This window comes from Rhodanobacter soli (assembly GCF_040548735.1).
Classification (GTDB): Bacteria; Pseudomonadota; Gammaproteobacteria; order Xanthomonadales; family Rhodanobacteraceae; genus Rhodanobacter; species Rhodanobacter soli_A.
In genome coordinates, this window is record NZ_JBEPSD010000001.1 from 1,419,323 (window position 1) to 1,441,900 (window position 22,578).

The following is a 22,578-nucleotide window of genomic DNA, read 5'->3' on the forward strand; positions in this document are numbered from 1 at the left end:
CTCAAGTGCCTAATTTCATGATGTATTTCATGCATATTCCGGACCAAGGCGCGCCACTTTGCCAACATGCCGGGGGCGCGCTTTCCCGGATATCCGGCGATGCCGGGAGCGGCAGCCGTCTCGCCGTGCCCGCTCCGCTCGGGGATAATCGGCCGCATGCCCAAACCTGCCCGCTTCGCCGCCCGCCCCGTCCACTGCCTGATGTTCGCCGCACTGCTGGGCTGTCTGGCCATCACTCCGCTGCAGGCACGCCAGGACAGCAAGAGCGAACAGGCCGAGGCGAAGCAGAAGCTGGCCGAGCTGCGCCACAAGATGGAGGCGCTCGCCAAGGAGCAGGCCGACACCGCGGCCCGGCGCGACAGCGTCAACGCCGAACTGGCCAAGCAGGCCAACGCGCTGGCCGGTGCAGCGCGCGCGGTACGCCAGACCGATGCCGAGCTGGCTGCCAAGCAGCAGCAGCTGGATCAATTGCAGCAACAGCGCACCGCGCTGAAGCAGACGCTGGACAGCCAGCGTGCCGCGATCGCCGACCTGCTGCGCGCCACCTACGCGCTCGGCCACGGCTCGGACCTGCGCCTGCTGCTGGGCGACGAGGACGTGGCGCGCATCGCGCGCGCGCTGATCTACTCGAAGTACTTCCAGCAGGACCGCGTGCAACGCGTGCAACGGTTGATGGCCGACCTGGCCAAACTGCAGGAATTGGAGGATGCGATCACCGCCGAACAGCGGGCTCTGCAGGCGACCCGGACCCAGCGCGAGCAGCAGGCGGCCGCGCTGGCCAAACAGCGCGCCGCGCAGCAGAAGTTGGCCGCCGAAACCGACGCCCAGTACAAGGACCAGGCGCAGCGGCTGGCCGCGCTGAAGCAGAACGCGCAATCGCTCAACAACCTGCTCGACAAGCTGCAGAAGGCGATCGACGAAGCCGCCGCCCGCGCCGCCGCCGAACGGGCCGCGGCGATCAGGAAGCACCCCGGGCGCAAGCCGCCACCGCCGCTCGAAGTCGGCGGCGCCGGCGCCAACATCCGCGGCAACCTGCCGTGGCCGGCCAGCGGCGTGGTCAACAGCTACGGCAACGGCGTGCTGATCAAGGCCAGCGGCGGCAGCGAGATCCACGCGGTGGCGCGCGGCCGGGTGATCTACGCCGGCTTCCTGCGCGGCTACGGCATGCTGCTGATCCTCAACCACGGCAACGGCTGGATGAGCATGTACGGCAACAATGAGACCCTGCTGCACGACGTCGGCGATCAGGTTGAAGCGGGCCAGGCGATCGGCACCGCCAGCCCGCCCACCGGCGCCAACACCGGCGTCTATTTCGAGCTGCGCCGGAACAATCAGCCGGTCGATCCGCGCAGCTGGCTGAGCCAGCGCCGTTGACGCGCTCGCCGCCGCATCGCAGGCTAGGAACGGGTTAACGCTGAATTACCCCGGCATCTGGTTGTCTCATGCCTGACCACATTTTTCCGCCGCGCTCCGGCGCGGCGCTGTCTGCTGTACGGAGTCACACGATGCGTCTTTCCCCTTCTAGCCCGACGATCGGCATGGCAGCCCTGCTGCTGGCCGTTCCGTTCCTGCTGGCCACGCCGGATGCCCGCGCGCAGAGCGCACCGGCCGCTGCCGCCAGCGTGGCAGCGCCGCCGGTCGACCTGCCGGCCACCAACAGCAGCGCCGACGCACCGGCCCGCGCCAGCTCCACCGACCAGGTGGATCTGGATGACATCCGCAACTTCAGCCGCGTCTACGAAGTGGTGCGCCAGGCGTACGTGGAGAAGGTCGACAACAAGACCCTGATGAAGGCCGCCATCACCGGCATGCTCAGCGGCCTCGACCCGCACAGCGAATACCTGGACAAGGACGGCCTGGCCCAGCTCAGCGAGGACACCACCGGCGAGTACAGCGGCCTCGGCATCGAGGTGCTGCAGGTCGACGGCGGCCTGCGCATCGTCTCGCCGATCGACGACACCCCGGCGGCGCGCGCCGGCATCAAGCCGGGCGACAGCATCGTCAAGATCAACGGCACGCTGATCGACGCAGAGAACGTGGACGAGATGTTCAAGCAGCTGCGCGGCAAGCCGGGCAGCAAGATCGACCTGACCATCGTGCACCAGAACAGCGACAAGCTGATCGACCTGCATCTCGTGCGCCAGAACATCTCGATCAGCAGCGTCAAGGTGCGCGAGCTGGAGCCTGGCTACGTCTACGTGCGGATCAGCCAGTTCCAGGACGACACCGCCGGCGACCTGGAACAGAAGCTGGGGCAGCTGATCGCGAAGAACGGCGCGCCGAAAGGCGCCGTGCTCGACCTGCGCAACAACCCGGGCGGCCTGCTCACCGCGGCCGTGGGCGTCAGCGACGACTTCCTCGACGCCGGCACCATCGTCACCACCCGCGGCCGCCTGCAGGACGCGAACATGAGCTTCAATGCGCATCCGGGCGACCAGCTCGGCGGCGCCCCGATGATCGTGCTGACCAACAACGGCACCGCCTCGGCCGCCGAGATCGTCTCCGGTGCGCTGAAGGACAACCGCCGCGCACTGGTCATGGGCCAGCGCACGTTCGGCAAGGGCGTGGTGCAGACCGTGCTGCCGCTGGATGCCGAGCATGCGGTGAAGATCACCACGGCGCGCTATTACACGCCGAACGGCACGTCGATCCAGGCCGAGGGCATCAAGCCCGACATCGCGCTGGCCGACCTCACCGTGAACCCGTCCGACCGCGGCCCGGTGCTGATCAGCTCGGAGGCCGACCTGCCGAACCACCTGGCCAACGAGAACGCCAAGGCCGCTACCGACATCAACGACGACGGCAGCGCCGCCGATGCCAAGCTGGCCACCAGCGACTACGCGCTGTCGCAGGCACTGAACGTGCTCAAGGGCATGGCGCTGCGCCAGCCTGCCGCCGTTCGGCGCTGACAGATTGCACGCCGCTGCCGACAACGCCAGCGCCAGCCTGCCGCATGTCGTGATCCTCGGCGGGGGCTTCGGCGGCATGGCGGCGGCACGGCGACTGGACGGCGCGTCCGTGCGGGTCACCCTGCTGGACCGGCGCAACCACCACCTGTTCCAGCCGTTGCTGTATCAGGTCGCCACCGCGAGTCTGGCGGCACCGTCGATCGCCGCACCGCTGCGGCAGATCCTGCGCCGCCAACGCAACCTCGGCGTGCTGCTGGACGAAGTGACCGGGATCGACCTGGCGGCGCACCGGGTGCAATGCGCACATGGTTCGCTGGATTACGATTTCCTGGTGGTCGCCACCGGCGCCACCCACGCCTATTTCGGGCACGACGAATGGGAACGCTACGCCCCGGGCCTGAAGACGCTGGACGACGCCTTCCTGATCCGCCGTCGCGTGCTGCTGGCGTTCGAGCACGCCGAACGCGAAACCGACCCCGCACGTCGTCAGGCCTGGCTCAACTTCGTCGTGGTCGGCGGCGGTTCCACCGGCGTCGAGCTGGCCGGCACGCTGATCGAACTGGCCCGCCATACGTTGCCGCGCGAGTTCCGCCACAGCGATCCGCGCCGCGCCTCGGTACGCCTGATCGAAGCCGGGCCGCGCCTGTTGCCCGCCTTCGATCCGACGTTGTCGGACAAGGCGCGCGGGCAACTCGAACGCCTCGGCGTGGAAGTGCACACGGGTGTCGCCGTTACCGGCATCGATGCGGACGGCGTCAAGCTGGGCGAGCGCCGGCTACCCGCGCGTACCGTGTTGTGGGCTGCCGGGGTGGCGGCCTCGCCGGTAGGGCGCCTGCTTGGCGCCGCGCTTGATCGTGCCGGCCGCGTGCAGGTGCTGCCCGACCTGAGCCTGCCCGGGCACCCGGAGGTCTTCGTCATCGGCGATCTCGCCGGGGTGGTCCAGGCCAACGGCAAGCCGGTGCCCGGCGTGGCGCCGGCCGCCAAGCAGATGGGCCGGCATGTCGGCGCGATGATCCGCGCATGCCTGCAAGGTAGCGATGAACGGCCGCCGTTCCGTTACCGTGACGACGGCTCGCTCGCCACGATCGGACGGATGGCGGCGGTGGCGCAATTCGGAAAACTGAAACTCTCCGGGTTCTCCGCCTGGTCCGTGTGGCTGCTGGCGCACATCTACTTCCTGATCGGTTTCCGCAACCGGCTGGTGGTGATGCTGGACTGGGCGTGGGCGTACTGGACGCACCAGCGGCACGCGCGCATCGTCAGCGGCGGCGACATACCGGACGACAGCCCTGAACCGCCACCCGGAAGCCCCTGACCCACAAGCAAACGGCCCCGCAGGGCCGTCGATTGCTCTCTTGCGAGGGACTCACGTCATGCCGTGGCGAACAGGCCGCGCATCTTCTTCATCGCATTCGCCTCGATCTGGCGGATGCGTTCGGCGGACACGCCGTACTCGTCGGCCAGGTCCTGCAGCGTGGCCTTGTTGCTGTCGTCCAGCCAGCGACGCTGGATGATGTCGCGCGAACGCGGGTCCAGATGGCCCAGCGCATCGGTCAGCGTCTGCATCTGGTTGTCGGCGTAATCCTCGTCGGACACGTTCTCGTACGGGTCGGCGCCGTCATCGATCAGGAACGCCGCCGGTGCCGGCTTGGCGTCGTCGTCGGCATCGACCGGAGCCTCGAAGCCGATGTCGCGGCCGGACAGGCGCGATTCCATCTCGCGCACCGTCGCCTCGGGCACGCCCAGGTCCTTCGCCACCGTGCTCACCTCGGCCGCGTTCATCCAGCCCAGGCGCTTCTTGCTCTTGCGCAGGTTGAAGAACAGCTTGCGCTGCGCCTTGGTGGTGGCGACCTTCACGATGCGCCAGTTCTTCAGGATGAACTCGTGCATCTCGGCACGGATCCAGTGCACCGCGAAGCTGACCAGGCGCACGCCCTGGTCCGGGTCGAAACGCTTGACCGCCTTCATCAGGCCGATGTTGCCTTCCTGGATCAGGTCGGCCAGCTGCAGGCCGTAACCCGAATAACCACGCGCCACGTGCACCACGAAGCGCAGGTGCGACAGCACCAGCTTCTTCGCCGCGGCCAGGTTGGCCTCTTCGAGGTAGTCGCGCGACAGCGCCTGCTCTTCTTCAGAGCTCAGCACCGGGATCCGATGGACCGCGGAAATGTAGGCATCCAGACTGCCGACGACGCTCGGCAGCGGGAAGTTGGCGGTCACCAAGGCTTGAGACATGGGTGGAACCTCCTGAAACGACGTCAAAGTTTAGCACTCGGGTAGTTGGAGTGCTAAAGCGCGGGGTTGGTTCCGCGCTTTAATGAACTAAATGGTATAGATATTGGCCGCCCTTGTCCAGCGTCTCATCCAGCCCGATATGAGGCTGGCAAAAGCGCATTCAAGCGGGCGTGAAACCGCTCTGCAATGCGGCTTTCGGCGGCAATGACCAGTCGACCGGCGGCTGCCCGTGGGCTTCCAGGTAGCGGTTGGCGGCGGAGAAGTGGCCGCAGCCGAGGAAGCCGCGATGAGCCGACAGCGGCGACGGGTGCACCGAGCTCAGCACGTCATGCCGCCGGGTATCGATGAGCTGGCCCTTGCGCTGGGCGTACGAACCCCACAGCAGGAACACCAGGCCTTGGCGCTCGCGGTTGAGCGCATCGATCGCCGCATCGGTGAAGCCCTCCCAACCCTTGCCCTGGTGCGAGCCGGCGCGACCTTCTTCCACCGTCAGCACGCTGTTGAGCAGCAGCACGCCGCGATCGGCCCAGGGCGTGAGGCAGCCGTGGTCGGGCCGCGGGATGCCGAGGTCGCGCTGGATCTCCCTGAAGATGTTCTCCAGCGACGGCGGTACCCGCACGCCGGGACGCACCGAGAAGCACAGACCGTGCGCTTGGCCGGGGCCGTGGTACGGGTCCTGGCCCAGGATCACCACCCGCACCGCGTCGAACGGGGTGTGATCGAACGCCGCGAAGATCTCCGAACCGGGCGGGTAGATCCGTTTGCCGGCCTGCTTCTCCGCACGCAGGAACGCCGCCAGCGCCTGCATGTCGGGGCGCAGCAGGTAGTCGCCGATGCGCGCCTTCCACGACGGTTCCAGCTTGATCTGCGCCGCGTCGCTCATGCCTCGGCCGTGTGCCCGCGCACGTGCTTCGCCACGCGCAGCTGGAACAGCAGCTTGGTGACCAGCAGTCTTTCCTCGACCGGCTTCTCGACCAGGTCGTTGGCGCCCGCCCTGATCAGCGCGGCCTGGTTGGCCGGATTCTCGTCGCCGGTCATCACCAGCACGGGCAACCGGCCCTTGCCGTAGCCGAACGCGCCGCGGATGTGCTCGAGCAGGTCGCCGCCGGTGAGCTCGCCCTTCAGGCTGACATCGGTGAGCACCACGTCGGCACCCACTTCGCCCTGCGCCTTCGACGTTTCCAGCAAGGCCAGCGCATCCTCCACGCTGACCACGTGGCGTACGGTGAGGCCGATCTTCTCCAGCATGCGGCGGGTCGCCAGCGCCACCACGCGGCTGTCCTCGACGTACAGCACCACGCCTTCGGCGGCGGCGTCCGGCCGCACGTAGCCGCGGATGAACTCGGCCAGCGCCTGGAAGCCCAGCGCCTTGTCGAAATAGTCGGTGACGTGTTCGCCCAGCGAGCGGCGGTGCAGCCGGTCATCCACGTCGCCGGAGACCACCACGATCGGCACGTAGGCCTGCGGCGCCGACTCGCGCACGAAGCGCGCCAGCTCCAGCCCGTCCATGTCGGGCAGGCGCAGCGCGATGGTGATGAAATCGAACACGCCATCGCCAAGCATCTGCTGCGCCTCGGTGCCGCTGCCGCAGCCGACTACCTCGACGCCCGGCAGCTCGGCCTGCAGCACACGGGTGATCAACTGGCGCACCACGCGCGAACCGTCGACCACCAGCACCCGCGGTGCGTCGGTCAGCAGACGGCTGCTGATATTCGTACTCATTCCCTAACTCACCCACCCGACTCGTGGCAGTCCTTCGCCGATGAACCTGCGGGTGCACCCCTGCACCCGCCGCAACTGGGGATAGTGCACCGGATACGGCACCGGCGGCTGCGATTCACGTCACCCCGGCGCAAGACCGTCATATCGCCTTGCGCAATTGCCACGCGCTGACCAGTCGCGCGCCGAGCCAACCCAGCGCCGCGGCGACCAGCGGCACGGCCAGCAACAGCCATGGCGGCAAGCCGCCGACCTGCAGCTTGCCATCATAAGCCTGGCTCAACTGCGCCACCGGCGTGGCCAGCGCCAGCTCGATCAGCACCGCCAGCAACGCGGCCAGGATGCCGCTGAACAGGCCATACCAGATTCCGGCGTACAGGTAAGGCCGGCGCACGAACGCGCCGCTGGCGCCGACCAGCAGCAGCACGCCGATCTCCTCGCTGCGGCTGGCGATGTCCACCCGGATCGTATTGCCGACCACCAGCAGCGCCGCCAGCGCCAACAGCGAAGCCAGCACCAGCACCACGCGATTGCCCACGCCGAGCAAGGCGTCCAGCCGCTGCCGCCAGCTGCCGCTGTCCTGCACCAAGTCGACGCTGCGCAGCGTACGCACGTCGGCCACCATCTGCTCCAGCGCGAGCGCACTCACTCCCGCACGCGGCTGCAACTGCAGCACGTACGGCAGCGGGTTGTCGTCCAGCGTCTGCAGGGCGCCGGAAAAGCCCTGCATCTGCGCCAGTTCGTCCATGCCCTGCTGCGGCGTCTTCACCACCACCGCGGCCACCTCGGGGCGGTCGCCCAGTTGCTGGGCGAGCAGTTGTGCCTGCGACGCGGTCTGGCCCGGCTGCAGGAACACGCTGATCGCCTGGCTCTGGCCCAAGGCACGGCCGAGCTGCTGCACATTGCCCAGCAACAGGTAGAACGCCAGCGGCAAGGCCAGCGCCAAGCCCATCACCGCGATGGTGAGCAAACTGCCGAACGGACGCGAGGCGAGCCGGCGCAGGCTGGACGCCGCGCTCCAGCGGTGATGCTCCTGCCAGCTGGCGAAGCGGTTGCCGCGGCTGTGGATATTGCGCTGCGGCGCATCCGCGGGCACGTGCAGGGTTTCCGGCACCGTGTTCACAGCACCTCCTGCGCGGCCAGGTCGGCCACCAGCCGGCCATGATCCAGCACGATCACGCGCTTCTTCATGCGCTTGATCAGCGGCAGGTCGTGGCTGGCGATCAGCACGGTGGTGCCGACCTGCTGGAACTCGCCGAACAGGCCCATGATCTCCACCGCCAGTTGCGGGTCGAGGTTGCCGGTGGGCTCGTCGGCGATCAGCAGCGCGGGGCGCGCCACGATCGCGCGGGCGATGCCCACGCGCTGCTGCTCGCCAGTGGACAACGTCGCCGGCAGCTGCCGCTCGTAGGCGAGCAGGCCGACTTTCTCCAGCGCCGCGCGCACCCGCCGGGCACGTTCGGCGCGGGCGATGCCGCCGATCGCCAGCGGCAGCTCGACGTTGGCGAACACGCTGCGATCCAGCAGCAGGCGATGATCCTGGAACACCATGCCGACATGCCGGCGCCACTTCGGGATGCCGCTGTGGCGGATCTTGGCCAGGCTCCGGCCGTCCACGCTGATCACGCCGTGCGAGGGCCGCTCGATCAGTCCCAGCAGCTTGAGCAAGGTGCTCTTGCCGGCGCCGGAATGCCCGGTGACGAAGGCCATCTCGCCCGTCGGCACCTCGAAGGAAAGCTGCGAGAGCGCCTCATGGCCGCCCTCGTAGCGCTTGCTGACTTGATCGAAATGGATCACCGAGCGTCCCCGAGCCTGCGTGTCGTCGTATCAACCGCAAGGATAAGGGAAGCCGGCCGCAAGATGCGGACTTCTCTGATCGCCGCGGTTCAGCCCGCGGCGATCATGACGCTCAGCGGCCGGTGAACAACCGGGTCAGGCGGCGGAACAGGCCCGGCTTCTTCGCATGGGCATTCTCGCTGGGCTTGCCCGAGGTCACCGCGACCTGCCGCGACGGCCGGCTGTGAACGGTGCCGCCGGATTCGGCCGCATTGCGCTCGCGCGGCGGGCGACGCTCGCCCCGCGGCGCGCGATTGCCCTCGGCCACCGCGGCCTGGTGGCCGGTTGCCTCGACGCCATCGGCCGGTGCGCCTTCACGCCGGCGATTGCGACCGCCACGACGGCGCCGCGGCTTGCGCGCGCCTTCGCCGGCCGTGCCGCCATCCGCCGACGGCGCCGCGTCGGTCTTGTGCACGGCCACGGCGACCGGCTGCTCGGTCGCGACGACGGCACTGCCGTCGGCCGCGGCCGGCTTGCGTTCGCGCGGCGGACGCGCGGCGCCGCGGCTGCTACTGCTGCGCTCGCCGCTGCGGCCCGGACCACCGCTGCGCCGCGGCTTCTCGCCCGGACGCGGCGGCACCACGTCGCCGAACGCGGCGCTGTCGGCGGCGGCGTTCGCGGCGAATTCGGGATCGACCTCGCGCGGCTTCGGCATCACCAGCAGCTCCGGATCCATCTGCGCGACCGGGATGCTCTGGCCGATATAGGTCTCGATGTCCGGCAGCGACATCGCGTACAGGTCGCAGGCGAAGCTGATCGCGTCGCCCTCGGCGCCAAGCCGCGCAGTGCGGCCGATGCGGTGCACGTAATCCTCGGCCTCGTGCGGCAGGTCGTAGTTGAAGACGTGGCTGACCGCCGGGATGTGCAGGCCGCGCGCGGCCACGTCGGTGGCCACCAGGATGTCCAGCTGGCCGTCCTGGAAACGCTGCAGCAGCTTCTGCCGCTTCAGCTGCGGCACGTCGCCGGAGATCGCGCCGACGCGGCAGCCATGGCGCTTGACGCGCTCGGTGATGCGCTCGGCGGCGGCCTTGGTATTGACGAAGATGATGCTGCGGCTCGGCTTGTGCCGGTCGATCAGGTTCAGCAGCAGCGGCATCTTCTCTTCCTTGGCCGGGAAGTAGACCAGCTGGCGCACCTTGTCGGCGGTGACGTTGTCGCTCTCCACCACCAGCTTCTCGGCCTCGTGCATGTGCTCGTAGGCCAGCTCCAGCACGCGATGGCTCAGCGTGGCGGAGAACAGCAGCACCTGGCGCTGTTCGCGCGGCGGCAGCTTGCGGAAGATGAAGCGCACGTCCTTGATGAAGCCGAGGTCGAACATGCGGTCGGCCTCGTCGATCACCATCACCTCGACGCTGTTGAGGCTGAAAACCCCCTGCTTGTGGTAGTCGAGCAGGCGGCCGGGGGTGGCGATGATGATGTCGCAGCCGTCCTTCAGCTGCTGGCGCTGTTTGTCGTAGTCGACGCCGCCGTAGATCAGCGCGCTGCGCAGGCCGGTGTGGCGGCCGATCGCCTTGGCGTCCTTCTCGATCTGGATGGCCAGTTCGCGGGTCGGCGCGATCACCAGCGCGCGCGGGTCCGAATCCTTGCGGTCGGCCACCGCCGGGGTGGTCAGCAGGCGGTTCATCAGCGCGACCAGGAAGGCGCAGGTCTTGCCGGTGCCGGTCTGCGCCTGGCCGGCGACGTCGCGCCCGGACAGCGCCAGCGGCAGGGTCATTTCCTGGATCGGCGTGCAGCGGGTGAAGCCGCTGTCGTCCAGGCCCTGCTGCAGCAGCGGATGAAGATCGAAGTTGGCGAAGAAAGTGTCGGTGAGTACGGTTTGTGACATATGCGGATGGTTGACCTTGCCTGACGGCGGCGTGATGCGCTGCACCTGGCTCCAGGCGCCGGATATCGGCGCGAAAGCGGTGCAGGACGGGTGCGCTATGCGCGGCGAAGCGGCTCAATGTCAGGGTCAACAAGGTCGCGCCGCGGCTGGCGACGCCGTAGTTGCCGGCGGTCTGACGGGCGGCTGTGCAAGCCGCCCTTGAATCGTGCCCGGAGTTGCGCTGGAATGAAGGCTTGCCGCCCTCCTCCTGCCCAACCCGCGCTTCGTGGGCGCCTGAGTGTAGCCGATGACGGCCCCGCCCGTCCTCACTCCTTGTTTTTCCGCCGCGGTCACCCCATTGTTCTGCACCTGCCAGTTTTGCGCCCCCAGCCACGGAGATCCCCGGTGAGCGACCTGATTACCCATGTGAACGACGACGCCTTCGACGAGCAGGTGCTCAAATCCGAAACCCCTGTATTGCTGGATTTCTGGGCGGAATGGTGCGGCCCGTGCAAGGCCATCGCGCCGATGCTGGACGAGATCGCCCAGCAGTACGAAGGCAAGCTGCGCATCGTCAAGGTCAACATCGACCAGAACCAGCAGACCCCGCGAGCCTATGGCGTGCGCGGCATCCCGACCCTGATGGTGTTCAAGAACGGCAAGGTCGAGGCGACCCAGATCGGCGCCGTCAGCAAGGGCCAGCTGACCCAGATGATCGACAAGGCCATCTGATCCACCCGATGCAAACCCGCTGCACTGAGCCGGCTCGGCTGAGTACGGCCGGCTCACGAGGCTTTACGCCGATGCGCAGCGGGTGCTAGATTCAACGCGTCCGTCGGGACAGTCCTGTCCCCTTGCGCCTTCCGCGCGACGCACACCCTCCCTCCTGTAATTCAACGGCGCCCTGCGAGGATTGCCCGTGTCCGATACCGATAACAACATTCCGAACGACGCCAAGAGCGCCGATACCAAGCCTGTTGCCGAAGGCAAGCCCGAGCCGCGCCCCCGCGCGCCGCGCCGCACGGCCGCAGCGATCGCGGCGGCCCATGCCGAGAACCCTGCTTCCGCGGCACCGGCGCCTGCCCCCGCGGCAACCGAACGTGCCATGCCGCCGGCGCCCGCCCCGGTACAGGCCAGCCTGCCGGTAACGCCCGCGCCGGCCAGCGATTCGCCCGCACCGCGTGCCGCGCAGGAGCCGCGCGAATCCGCCTCCCAGCCAGGCCAGAACCAGGATCAGGGCCAAGGCCAGGGTCAGCCGCAAGCGCAGAACCCGAACCAGGGCCAGAACCCGAACAACAACGCCGGCCGCGAAGGTCGCGAAGGCCGTGGCCGCCGGCGCCGCAACGAGCGCGGCGGCAACCCGAACCAGCAGCAGGGTCGCCCGCAGGGCGGCCATCCGCGGCCCAACCCGAACGGCCTGCCGGTGGACGACGACAACGCCGATCCGGGCAGCAACGACCGGGTGATCAACCTCACCGAGTTGAAGCGCAAGAACGCGATCCAGTTGCTGGAGTTCGCCGAGTCGCTGGGCGTGCACGAAGGCGTCGCCCGCGCGCGCAAGCAGGACGTGATCTTCAACGTGCTCAAGGCGCACGCCCGCTCCGGCGGCGGCATCTGGGCCGAAGGCGTGCTGGAAATCCTGCAGGACGGCTTCGGCTTCCTGCGCTCGGCCGACGAGTCCTACCTGGCCGGCCCGGACGACATCTACGTGTCGCCCAGCCAGATCCGCCGCTTCAACCTGCGCACCGGCGACTACATCACCGGCCGCGTGCGCCACCCGAAGGAAGGCGAGCGCTACTTCGCGATGCTGCGCGTCGACGACATCAACGGCGATCCGCCGGAGGCGTCGAAGAACAAGATGCTGTTCGAGAACCTCACCCCGCTGTTCCCGCGCAAGGCCTTCAAGCTGGAGCGCGGCAACGGTTCGAGCGAGGACATCACCGGCCGCATCCTCGACCTGATCGCGCCGATCGGCAAGGGCCAGCGCGGCCTGATCGTCTCCCAGCCGAAATCCGGCAAGACGATGATGCTGCAGAACGTGGCCCAGGCGATCACCTACAACCACCCCGAAGCGCATCTGATCATGCTGTTGATCGACGAGCGCCCGGAGGAAGTGACCGAAATCGCCCGCACCGTGCGCGCCGAGGTGATCTCCTCGACCTTCGACGAGCCGGCCGTGCGCCACGTGCAGGTCGCCGAGATGGTGATCGAGCGCGCCAAGCGCCTGGTCGAACACAAGAAGGACGTGGTGATCCTGCTCGATTCGATCACCCGCCTCGCCCGCGCCTACAACACCGTGGTGCCCAGCTCCGGCAAGGTGCTCACCGGCGGCGTGGACGCGAATGCCCTGCAGCGCCCGAAGCGCTTCTTCGGCGCCGCGCGTAACGTGGAAGAAGGCGGCTCGCTGACCATCATCGCCACCGCGCTGACCGAAACCGGCAGCAAGATGGACGAGGTGATCTACGAGGAGTTCAAGGGCACCGGCAACATGGAAGTGCACCTGAGCCGCCGCATCTCCGAGAAGCGCGTCTACCCGGCGATCGACATCAACCGCTCCGGCACCCGCCGCGAGGACCTACTGATTGATCCGGACATGCTGGCCAAGATCTGGATCCTGCGCAAACTGCTGCACCCGATGGACGAACTGAGCGCGATGGAGTTCATGCTCGACAAGATGAAGAACACCAAGTCCAACGACGAGTTCTTCAACTCGATGAAGCGCTGAGAGCAGGGCCGGCTACGCCGGCCCTGTTTCTTTCCGCCATCCGGCATCGGCAACCCTCGGGTATTCGCCAGCGAAAAGGATCTTCGTCATGGTCACTTCCCGTCCTTCGCCGTCCGGCGGCGACCACGCCAACAATTTCGACGGGCTGCGACTCGTCGCTTCGCTGATGGTGCTGGTTTCCCACCAGTTCGTGCTTCTGGGCATGCACGAATCCACGCTGGCGGACGGCATGACGCTCGGCTCCATCGCGGTGGCGATGTTCTTCATCATGAGCGGTTACCTGGTGGCCGAGAGCTGGTATCACGACCCGCACGTCATGCGCTTTGCCATGCGCCGGTTCCTGCGCATCTGGCCGGCGCTGATCGTCGCCACTATCGTGATAGCGGTCGCCGGTGCGGCGGTCACTTCACTGCCGCTGCATGAATACTTCGGCCGCGAGACACGCCGCTTCATCACCTTCAACGCCCAGCTGCGCCCGTACTACACGCTGCCCGGCGTGTTCGGCACGATACCGGCCAACGCCAGCCTGTCGGCGGTCAACGGCAGCTGGTGGACGATTCCGCTCGAGGCGAAGTGCTACGCGTACGTGGCCGTGCTCGGCGCCATCGGCCTGCGGCGGCGGGTGTTCACCCTGTTGGCATTGGCCGTGGTCGCCGTGATGTACGCCAAGACGCTACCCGGACATTCCCGGGACAACGCCTTCGACAACCTCTGCTACTTCTACACGGCCTTCTTCCTGGCCGGCGTCGGCTCGCGCCAGTTCGCCGCCGAAATCAGTGGTCGGCGCCTGCTCATGGCCGGTGCCGTAGCGGCCTGCCTGCTTGCCGCCGCACTGCTGCAACACGCGCGACTGGCGCAGTGGGCCGTGATGGTGCCATTGACCCTGTGGTTCGGACGGCAAAGCACTCCGGGACTGCGTTCCGCGGCCCGCTTCGGCGACCTGTCCTACAGCACCTATCTATACGCATACTTCGTGCAGCAGTTGACGGTTCGCCTGTGGCCGGCGACGCCCTCCTACCTGGCGACAGCGAGCGTCGCGGGCATCGCCACCCTCTTGCTCGCCTGGTGCTCATGGCACGCGGTGGAAGCGCCGGCGCTGTCGCTTAAGCGGCGGCTTCGCGGCTGGTTCCCGGACTTCGCCCGCTGACGAAGCCGGGCACGATGCCCGATCGCCGAGCGGGCTGCCGCATCCGACGGATGCACCGCTCGCAACCCGACACGGCGGGCAGACCCGGCGACAATTCCTTCCACCGATGAAACGCCGGAAAGGCGGAATGGGGGCGGCTCCGATGCTTCTCGCGACCGCAGAATGACAGTCGGCGGTTAACGCCCTGCGGGGTCACATGCCTGATCCAGCTCAAGGCGCCATCCGGGCGATGCTGCTCCAATGAGGTTCCGATCCCGCATCCCACGACGCCCCCTTTCGTCGCCTTGCGCCGTCCCCATAGTGTCGGCTCCCCCAGCGAGGCTTTGCCCGTGTCCATACCCAGTGCCGTCAAGAGCACCCCCGATCCCTGCTAGCCTGCAATGATGGTTGGCTCAGAGAGAACATCCACATGCTGCCTCGCATAGCTCTGCTGGTCGCTGGATTTCTGCTAGGGGGCACCGCCAAGGGCGTTGAAAAACCTCACCCCCCGCTGACCCTCATTTGCCCAGCTCAGACCGCCTTGGCGCGCACGCTCGCCGTTCACGATGCCTTCGATGCGCCACCCGCCGTCAACGCGCTTATCGTCAATGTGATCGACGGCAAGTTGGCGCAGGTGCGCCAACAACTGGATGCTATGGATACCGCGGACGCTGCCCGTTGGCGGCAATCCGCCCTGGTCATCGCGACTTACGCCAGAAATCCCGCAATGGTGGCCGGCCTGCTGGACGGCGGTGCCTTGGTCGATGGTCAGGGAGCGCTGCCCGATCTCAAGCGCGAGGTTCGGGATGAGCTCCTGGCGGAAGTGAAGAAGGATCCCAAGTGGGCTACCGTCGACCCAGCTCCGAAGACAGCACGTGAACTGGATGCTGTTTTCCTGTTCGACGGCCGACTCGACGGCCCCGCGGCAACCATCGCCGCGCAGTGCGGCGACCTGGCGACACTCGACGTCGCGCTGGATCACCACGCCAACCTGAAGGCACGGATACCGAATAGCAACGATGTCATGGCCATGGCGGTGACCGCTGATGACCCGGTCATTGTCAAACGTCTGCTCGATAACGGCGCCGCCCCCTCGAGCACAGTGGGCGAATCCGCCGATGGGCTGACTACGGCCATCGTCCAAGGCAACGCGGCCATGGTGAAGCTCTTGCTCGACCATGGCGCCGATCCCTGCGCCGAATATCGAAGCCGCCAGCAACGGCTTGATGCCTACCAGGCCAAACATCACAGGCCGAAGAGGACATTGCCCAGCGATGCCGAGATAGGTCGCCGCCAGAAGCTGCCCGATGATCTGGTCGCCCAACTGAGCTGCCCTGAACTTGACAAGGCCAGCGCTTCTAGCCTTTGACAACGGCTCCCGGACACCCGTTCGGCGATTCAACTAACAGGCGCCACGCCGCCATCTGTACCGCCACGTACAATTATTTCTCGTCAACCCCTTTTCGTGGCTCCGTGGCGCCTCCATAGTCAGAGCCTCACCCAGCGAGGCTTTGCTTGTGTCCATACCCAGTGCCGTCAAGAGCACCCCGATCCAGGGCCGCCAGCAGCTTGCCGACTACCTCGCCGCCGGCGAGAAGCCGCGCGAAGCGTGGCGCATCGGCACCGAGCACGAGAAGTTCGGCTTCCGCACCGATGACTTGCGCCCGCCCAGGTTCGAGGGCGAACGCGGCATCAAGCTGCTGCTGGAAACCATCGCCACCCGCTACGGCTGGGACGTGGCGCGCGAAGGCGAGAACCCGGTAGCCCTGTCGCGCGACAAGGCCTCGATCACGCTGGAGCCGGCCGGTCAGCTGGAGCTGTCCGGCGCACCGCTGGAAACCATCCACCAGACCTGCTGCGAGGTGAACTCGCACCTGGAGGAAGTGCGCTCGGTCGCCGACGGCATGGGCCTGGGCTTCCTCGGCATGGGTTTCCAGCCGAAGTGGCGCCGGGACGAGATGCCGTGGATGCCGAAGGGCCGCTACAAGATCATGCGCGAGTACATGCCCAAGGTCGGTTCGCTCGGCCTGGACATGATGACGCGCACCTGCACGGTGCAGGTGAACCTGGATTTCTCGTCCGAAGCGGACATGATCAAGAAGTTCCGCGTCGGCCTCGCGCTGCAGCCGATCGCCACCGCGCTGTTTGCCGATTCGCCGTTCACCGAAGGACGTCCAAACGGCTATCTATCGTACCGCTCGCACATCTGGACCGACACCGATCCGGACCGCACCGGCATGCTCGACTTCGTGTTCGCCGACGGCTTTGGCTACGAGCGCTACGTCGACTACATCCTCGACGTGCCGATGTACTTCAGCTACCAGGACGGCAAGTACATCGATCTTGCCGGGCAGGACTTCAAGCGTTTCCTCGCCGGCGAGCTGCCCACGCTGCCGGGCGTCCACGCCACCATGAAGGACTTCGCCGACCACCTCACCACCGCCTTCCCCGAGGTGCGCCTGAAGCAGTACCTGGAGATGCGCGGCGCCGACGGCGGCCCGTGGAACCGGCTGTGCGCGCTGCCCGCGTTCTGGGTCGGCCTGCTGTACGACGACGAGGCGCTCGACGCGGCATGGGACCTGGTCAAGGACTTCAGCCGCGAGGAACGCCATGCCTTGCGCGACGGCGTGCCGAAGCACGCGCTGAAGCTGCCGTTCCGCGGCGGCACGGTACGCGACCTCGCCGAGGAGGCGTTGAAGATCGCCGGCCACGGCCTCAAGCGCCGCGCGAAACTCAACCGGAACGGCGCCGACGAGAGCATCTTCCTCGAACCGATGATCGAGATCGTGCACGCCAACCAGACCCCGGCCGAACGCAAGCTGGAGCTGTTCCACGGCGCGTGGAACGGCAGCGTCGATCCGGTGTTCCGCGAGTTTGCGTACTGAGGAAGGTCGTCAGGACGCAGCCGTTTCCACCAGCGACCACGCTACCGACTCGCCGGCGCGCATGGGCTTGCAGGTGGATCCGGCCAGCGGATACTCGTCCGGCACGACCCATGGCGTGCGCTCGAGCGCGATGCGCTCCTGGTTGCGCGGTAGCCGGTAGAAGTCCGGGCCATGGAAGCTCGCGAACGCCTCAAGCCGATCCAGCCGGCCGGCCTGCTCGAACGCTTCGGCATACAGCTCCAGCGCCGCGTGGGCCGTGTACAGACCTGCACACCCGCAGGCTGATTCCTTCGCCTCGCGCGGATGCGGCGCACTGTCCGTGCCCAGGAAAAAGTGCGCATCGCCGCTGGTGGCCGCCTGCAGCAGGGCGGCGCGATGCGTCTCCCGCTTGAGGATCGGGGCGCAGTAATTGTGCGGGCGGATGCCGCCCTCGAACAGCGCGTTGCGGTTGAGCAGCAGATGATGCGCGGTGATGGTGGCCGCCAGGTTGGCCGGCGCGCCGCGGACGAACTCGGCCGCATCGCGCGTGGTGATGTGTTCCAGCACCATGCGCAAACCCGGAAACCGCGCCTGCAGCGGCATCAGATGGCGCTCGATGAAAACCCGTTCGCGATCGAAGATGTCGATGGCCGGATCGGTGACCTCGCCATGCAGCAGCAAAGGCAGTCCGTGCTTCTCCATCGCTTCAATCACGCGGTACACCCGCGACAGCTCACGCACGCCGGATTGCGAATTGGTGGTGGCGCCGGCGGGGTAGTACTTCACCGCAAACACGCTGTCGCTGTCCTTCGCGCGGGCGATCTCGTCGGCAGGCGTTTCCTCGGTGAGGTACAGCGTCATCAGCGGCTGGAAACGCGAGTCCGCCGGCAGGCTCGCAAGAATCCGCCCGCGATAGTCTTCAGCCTGCGCGACCGTCGTCACCGGTGGCTTCAGATTCGGCATCACGATGGCTCGCGCAAAACGCCGCGCGGTGTGGGCGACCACCGAGGCCAGCGCGTCCCCATCGCGAAGGTGCAGATGCCAGTCGTCGGGACGGGTGATTTCAAGACGCGTGGGTGTCATGGCTGGCGGACTCGGAATGGCGGATCGAGAAACAAGGGCACAGCGGATGGGCTGTTATTCGCGTGGCGGACGCATGCCGGATGTCTCCTGGCACGGCCGCCAATGGCACATGGTATCGCGCGGCTGCCCCGGTTTGGTTCGGCCACGGTCCGCAGCGTCCGTGCGTTTCGCTCTCGGCGTTGTTGCCGTACCCGTCACAATCGCGCTGGAATGGCGTTTCGGGTTTCGGCTGCGCGCACGCCTCAACCTCAGAAACCGATGGGAGTTGGGCGCGCACCGTTCGCCCCCATCTACCATGTTCCATTCTCGTGGAGAGTCGCCATGCCATTGGTTCGCATCTCGCTCCGCCGCGGCAAGTCGCCCGGCCACATCGCCGCTCTGCGCCACGGCATCTACCAGGCCATGCGCGAAACCTTCAACGTGCCGGAGAACGACCGCTTCATCCTGGTCAGCCAGCACGACGCCGACGAGTTCGACTACGACCCGAACTATCTCGGCATCGCCCGTAGCGACGATCTGGTGATCGTGCAGATCACCTGCAACAGCGGCCGCACGGTGGAACAGAAGCAGGCGCTGTACCGGCGCGTCGCGGAGAATTTCTCCAACGATCCGGGCCTGCGTCCCGAAGATGTATTCATCAACCTGGTCGAGGTGGCGAAGGAGAACTGGTCGTTCGGCAACGGTATCGCGCAATACGCGTGATGTGCAGCTCGGCCATCAACGGCATCGGCTTTCAACCGAAAGCCGATGCCAAAAGCCAGTGGCCTATTCCCCGCGCAACCACCGTGCGGCGTCGATCGCGTAGTAGGTGAGGATGGCATCGGCGCCGGCGCGCTTGAACGCGGTGAGCGATTCCAGCACCACGGCCTTCTCGTCCAGCCAGCCGTTCTGCGAGGCGGCCTTCAGCATCGCGTACTCGCCGCTGACCTGGTAGACGAAGGTCGGCGCGCCGAAGGTGTCTTTCACCCGCCGCAGCACGTCGAGGTAGGGCATGCCGGGCTTCACCATCACCACGTCGGCGCCTTCGAGCAGGTCCAGCTCGATCTCGCGCAGTGCCTCGTCGCTGTTGCCGACGTCCATCTGGTAGGTGTGCTTGTTGCCTTTGCCGAGGTTCGCCGACGAACCGACCGCGTCGCGGAACGGGCCGTAGAACGCGGAAGCGTATTTCGCCGAGTAGGCGAGGATGCGCGTGTGGATGTGGCCGGCTTCTTCCAGCGCGTCGCGGATGGCGCCGATGCGGCCGTCCATCATGTCCGACGGCGCCACGAAATCCATGCCGGCTTCGGCCTGGGCCAGCGACATCCTGATCAGCGCTTCGACGGTGGGCTCGTTCATCACGTAGCCGTCGCCGTCGATCAGGCCGTCCTGGCCGTGGGTGGTGTACGGGTCCAGCGCCACGTCGCCGATCAGGCCCAGCTCGGGATGCTTCGCCTTCAGCGCGCGAGTGGCCCGGTGCATCAGGTTGTCGGGATTCCAGGCCTCGGCGGCATCGAGCGACTTCACGTCGGCACCGGGCGACGGGAACAGCGCCAGCGCCGGAATGCCCAGGCGCACGCACTCGCCGGCCAGCTTCAGCAGCTCGTCGATCGACAGCCGGTCCACGCCCGGCATCGACGGCACCGGCTCGCGCTGGCCTTCGCCCTCGATCACGAACGCGACCATGATCAGGTCGCTCGGCAACAGGGTGTGCTCGCGCATCAGGGCGCGGGAGAAGGCGTCGCGGCGCATGCGGCGCATGCGGGTAGCGGGGAAGCTCATGGCGGAATCTCGTGGGGCGATATCGGGACATTTTACGCCGCTGCGTGCCGCACCCGTCGCTGCCGGACACTTTGCCACGGTCTGGCGGCCGGCCACCGATGGATACCGCGGCACATTCCGCGCCGTACGGTCAGCAAAACACTGGACTAACCGCCGTTACGTCGGCAGGCTTGGCGCTTCACGTCGCCAGGAAGTTACATGAGCCAGTCCAGCAGCGCCCCCACCTTGCTCGTCGATCTCGGCGGCACCAACGTCCGTTTCGGGGTGGCCGATCCTGCACGCGACAAGCCCCTGCTCACCGACAGCATCCGGCGCTACCGCGTGGCCGAGCACGACTCGCTGGTCGCCACCGCGAAGCAGTATCTCGCCGACACCGGGCTTGAAGTGCGCCGCGCCATCGTGGCCGCCGCCGGCCGCATCGTCGACGGCGAGACGGTCAAGGTCACCAACAATCCCTGGGCGATCTCGGCGCACCAGACCGCCGCCGCACTCGACCTGGAATACGTGCATCTGGTGAACGATTTCGCGGCGCAGAGCATGGCGGTGACCTTGCTGCAGGGCGACGACCTGGTCGACGTCGGCAAGCTGGCGCGGCCGGTCATCGGCGCCGAGGCCGAGCAGACCTTTGCCATCGTCGGGCCGGGCACCGGCCTGGGCGTCGGCGGCCTGCTGGTGCGCGGCGGCCATTGCAGCGTGCTGCAGACCGAGGGCGGCCACGCCGGCTTCGCCGCGCACTCGCCGGAAGACATCGCCATCCTCGACTACCTCAACCACAAGTACGGGCGCGTCTCCAACGAGCGGCTGATCTGCGGCCAGGGCCTGGTGAACCTCTACGACGCGATCTGCCACATCGTCGGCGCCCAGCCCGAGGACCTCAAACCCGAAGACATCACCGCCCGCGCCAAGGACGACAGTTGCCCGCTGTGCACCCGCACCGTGGAAACCTTCGCCGGCATCTTCGGCAGCGTCGCCGGCGACCTCGTGCTCACGCTCGGCGCCTGGAACGGCGTGTATCTCACCGGCGGCCTGATTCCGATCCTGCTGCCGTGGCTGGAACGCGGCCGCTTCCGCGAACGCTTCGAAGCCAAGGGCCGCTTCCGCGACATCATGGAAAAAGTGCCGACCCAGGCGATCATGAATCCCGAGCCGGGGCTGCTGGGCGCGGCGGCGCTGGCGGTGCTGGAGTCGGGGCGGTCCTTGCTGCCATCGCGCTAGCCCGCTGCGACGCCACGGGTTGACGCGTATCCTTCCGATGGAATGCGAGAAATGCGTACGCCGTATACCGCCATCACCCGCCTGCTCTTCCTGCTGGCGCCAGCGCTGCCGTTCGCGGCGCTGGCGGCGCCCTCGTCGGACGCCGGCGTCACCCGCAACGCGGCGCCGGCCATTCCGGTCAAGCCGATCGCCTCGCGCGCGGAGTTGGACGCCTATCAACGCGACACGCCGCCGGCGAACTCGCCGCTGAGCTGGATCACGTCCGGCGCGCGGCGCCGCTTCCTCGACAGTCTGGTGTACCGCGAGCACGGCCTGGGCGGCATGAGCCTCGCCGATCTGCGCTACGAACTCACCCGCGAGCAGGCCTATACCCTGCTGCGCCTGTTCGGCGCGCAAAACTACGCCGTCGACCTGGATGCGCTCACCACGCCGCGCCCGGCCACGGACGACACGGCGACAAGCACGCTGGAACCCGCCTACGCTCGTCTGCTGGCCGCCGAACGCGCCGACGGCGGCACTACACAGGTGCAGGCCGTCGCGCACAGCTACGCCGCGGAATTCGCGCCGGCGCAGGCCGACGCGCGCCGGCGCGCGCTCGGCGACCGCGACGCGGAACTCCTCTTCCGCGCGGCGGCGCTGGCCTTCCAGGCCACCGGCCAGCCGGACTACCTCGCCGACATGCGCCGCGATTTCGCCGAATTGCAGCGCCGCCACCGCATCGACCGCCCACACGCCAGCGACTTCTACGACGCGCTGCTCATTGCGCATCGCGACGACGAGGCCCGCGCATTGCTCGCCGCCCATCCCGCAATCAAACGCAACCCGCCGCCGTTGATGCGTTCCTTCAGCCGCATCCGCAACGGCCAGCCCAGCCTGTGGGTCGCCACGCCGGGCACGCGCAAGCGCGAGCTGGTGCGCTTCCGCTTCAATATCCGCGCCCCGGCGCAGGTGATCGTGCTGGCCTCGACCGGCTGCCATTTTGCCGCGAACGCCGCGCGCGACATCGAGGCTGACCCGCTGCTGCGCGATCTGTTCCGCGAGTACGGGCAATGGGTGGCGCCGCCCAGCGAGGTCACCGCCTTCGATGCCGTGCGCGAATGGAACGAAGCGCACCCTGCGCTGCGGCTCGGCATCGCCTACGACAACGCCGCCTTGCCGATGGTCGAGCGCTTCGAGACTCCGGCGTTCTACTTCCTCGATCACGGCACTGTCGTCGACACCGTGGTCGGCTGGCCGCCCGGCGGCAACCTCGACGCGATCCGGCGCGGCTTGCGCAAGATCGATCTGCTGCGTTGACGCAGCCT

The 22,578-nt window shown here is 67.5% G+C and carries 19 protein-coding genes; 11 read left to right on the forward strand and 8 right to left on the reverse strand.

Features of this window, described 5'->3' with window-relative positions:
- Positions 1-156 precede the first annotated feature (156 nt).
- The 3 genes from ABIE04_RS06590 to ABIE04_RS06600 all read left to right on the forward strand — a co-directional run bounded on the left by ABIE04_RS06590 (position 157) and on the right by ABIE04_RS06600 (position 4,224).
- Positions 157-1,374 carry a murein hydrolase activator EnvC family protein gene (locus ABIE04_RS06590; protein ID WP_354547754.1) on the forward strand — a complete coding sequence of 406 codons (1,218 nt, stop codon included), beginning with the start codon at positions 157-159 and terminating at the stop codon, positions 1,372-1,374.
- Positions 1,375-1,538: 164 nt separating this feature from the next.
- Positions 1,539-2,909, forward strand: a complete 1,371-nt coding sequence (locus ABIE04_RS06595) for a S41 family peptidase (protein ID WP_436410355.1) — start codon at positions 1,539-1,541, stop codon at positions 2,907-2,909.
- Between the two features lie 4 nt (positions 2,910-2,913).
- Positions 2,914-4,224, forward strand: coding sequence for an NAD(P)/FAD-dependent oxidoreductase (locus tag ABIE04_RS06600; protein WP_354547756.1), 1,311 nt, complete (start codon positions 2,914-2,916; stop codon positions 4,222-4,224).
- Between the two features lie 56 nt (positions 4,225-4,280).
- Here ABIE04_RS06600 and rpoH read toward each other — a convergent pair whose 3' ends face one another.
- From rpoH to ABIE04_RS06630, 6 genes are all read right to left on the reverse strand, one after another.
- A complete protein-coding gene (rpoH, locus tag ABIE04_RS06605) occupies positions 4,281-5,144 on the reverse strand; it encodes an RNA polymerase sigma factor RpoH (RefSeq protein ID WP_354547757.1) in 864 nt (287 codons plus the stop codon).
- Positions 5,145-5,304: 160 nt separating this feature from the next.
- Positions 5,305-6,027, reverse strand: coding sequence for a uracil-DNA glycosylase (ung, locus tag ABIE04_RS06610; protein WP_354547758.1), 723 nt, complete (start codon positions 6,025-6,027; stop codon positions 5,305-5,307).
- Positions 6,024-6,866, reverse strand: a complete 843-nt coding sequence (locus ABIE04_RS06615) for a response regulator (RefSeq protein WP_354547759.1) — start codon at positions 6,864-6,866, stop codon at positions 6,024-6,026. Before ABIE04_RS06615 ends, ung begins: the two co-directional genes overlap by 4 nt.
- Before the next feature lie 139 nt (positions 6,867-7,005).
- The gene (ftsX, locus tag ABIE04_RS06620) at positions 7,006-7,986 is read right to left on the reverse strand and encodes a permease-like cell division protein FtsX (RefSeq protein ID WP_354547760.1); all 981 of its coding nucleotides are present in this window, start codon (positions 7,984-7,986) and stop codon (positions 7,006-7,008) included.
- A complete protein-coding gene (ftsE, locus tag ABIE04_RS06625) occupies positions 7,983-8,660 on the reverse strand; it encodes a cell division ATP-binding protein FtsE (protein WP_214555940.1) in 678 nt (225 codons plus the stop codon). The genes ftsX and ftsE overlap by 4 nt, the downstream gene beginning before the upstream one ends.
- 112 nt (positions 8,661-8,772) lie before the next feature.
- Positions 8,773-10,524, reverse strand: a complete 1,752-nt coding sequence (locus ABIE04_RS06630) for a DEAD/DEAH box helicase (protein ID WP_354547761.1) — start codon at positions 10,522-10,524, stop codon at positions 8,773-8,775.
- A 384-nt stretch (positions 10,525-10,908) separates the two neighbouring features.
- On the opposite strand from ABIE04_RS06630, the gene trxA reads away from it, so the two are divergent.
- From trxA to ABIE04_RS06655, 5 genes are all read left to right on the forward strand, one after another.
- Positions 10,909-11,235 (forward strand): thioredoxin TrxA, encoded by a 327-nt coding sequence (trxA, locus tag ABIE04_RS06635; protein WP_056388135.1) that lies wholly within the window; start codon positions 10,909-10,911, stop codon positions 11,233-11,235.
- Between the two features lie 187 nt (positions 11,236-11,422).
- Positions 11,423-13,228, forward strand: coding sequence for a transcription termination factor Rho (gene rho, locus ABIE04_RS06640; protein WP_354547762.1), 1,806 nt, complete (start codon positions 11,423-11,425; stop codon positions 13,226-13,228).
- 88 nt (positions 13,229-13,316) lie between these two features.
- The gene (locus ABIE04_RS06645) at positions 13,317-14,375 is read left to right on the forward strand and encodes an acyltransferase family protein (protein ID WP_354547763.1); all 1,059 of its coding nucleotides are present in this window, start codon (positions 13,317-13,319) and stop codon (positions 14,373-14,375) included.
- Between the two features lie 409 nt (positions 14,376-14,784).
- Positions 14,785-15,723, forward strand: a complete 939-nt coding sequence (locus ABIE04_RS06650; protein WP_354547764.1) for an ankyrin repeat domain-containing protein — start codon at positions 14,785-14,787, stop codon at positions 15,721-15,723.
- A 148-nt stretch (positions 15,724-15,871) separates the two neighbouring features.
- Positions 15,872-17,239, forward strand: a complete 1,368-nt coding sequence (locus ABIE04_RS06655; RefSeq protein WP_354547765.1) for a glutamate--cysteine ligase — start codon at positions 15,872-15,874, stop codon at positions 17,237-17,239.
- A 9-nt stretch (positions 17,240-17,248) separates the two neighbouring features.
- Here the strand turns inward: ABIE04_RS06655 and pyrC are convergent, their stop codons facing one another.
- On the reverse strand, positions 17,249-18,301 hold the full coding sequence (gene pyrC, locus ABIE04_RS06660) for a dihydroorotase (RefSeq protein WP_354547766.1): 1,053 nt from the start codon (positions 18,299-18,301) through the stop codon (positions 17,249-17,251).
- A gap of 321 nt (positions 18,302-18,622) precedes the next feature.
- On the opposite strand from pyrC, the gene ABIE04_RS06665 reads away from it, so the two are divergent.
- Positions 18,623-19,003: a tautomerase family protein gene (locus ABIE04_RS06665; protein ID WP_354547767.1), complete on the forward strand. Its 381-nt coding sequence runs from the start codon at positions 18,623-18,625 to the stop codon at positions 19,001-19,003.
- Positions 19,004-19,066: 63 nt separating this feature from the next.
- Here ABIE04_RS06665 and hemB read toward each other — a convergent pair whose 3' ends face one another.
- Positions 19,067-20,059 carry a porphobilinogen synthase gene (gene hemB / locus ABIE04_RS06670; protein WP_354547768.1) on the reverse strand — a complete coding sequence of 331 codons (993 nt, stop codon included), beginning with the start codon at positions 20,057-20,059 and terminating at the stop codon, positions 19,067-19,069.
- Between the two features lie 198 nt (positions 20,060-20,257).
- Between hemB and glk the strand changes: the two genes are divergently transcribed.
- Both glk and ABIE04_RS06680 read left to right on the forward strand, forming a co-directional pair.
- On the forward strand, positions 20,258-21,274 hold the full coding sequence (glk, locus tag ABIE04_RS06675) for a glucokinase (protein WP_354547769.1): 1,017 nt from the start codon (positions 20,258-20,260) through the stop codon (positions 21,272-21,274).
- A gap of 51 nt (positions 21,275-21,325) precedes the next feature.
- Positions 21,326-22,570 carry a hypothetical protein gene (locus ABIE04_RS06680; RefSeq protein ID WP_354547770.1) on the forward strand — a complete coding sequence of 415 codons (1,245 nt, stop codon included), beginning with the start codon at positions 21,326-21,328 and terminating at the stop codon, positions 22,568-22,570.
- The last annotated feature ends 8 nt before the right edge of the window (positions 22,571-22,578 follow it).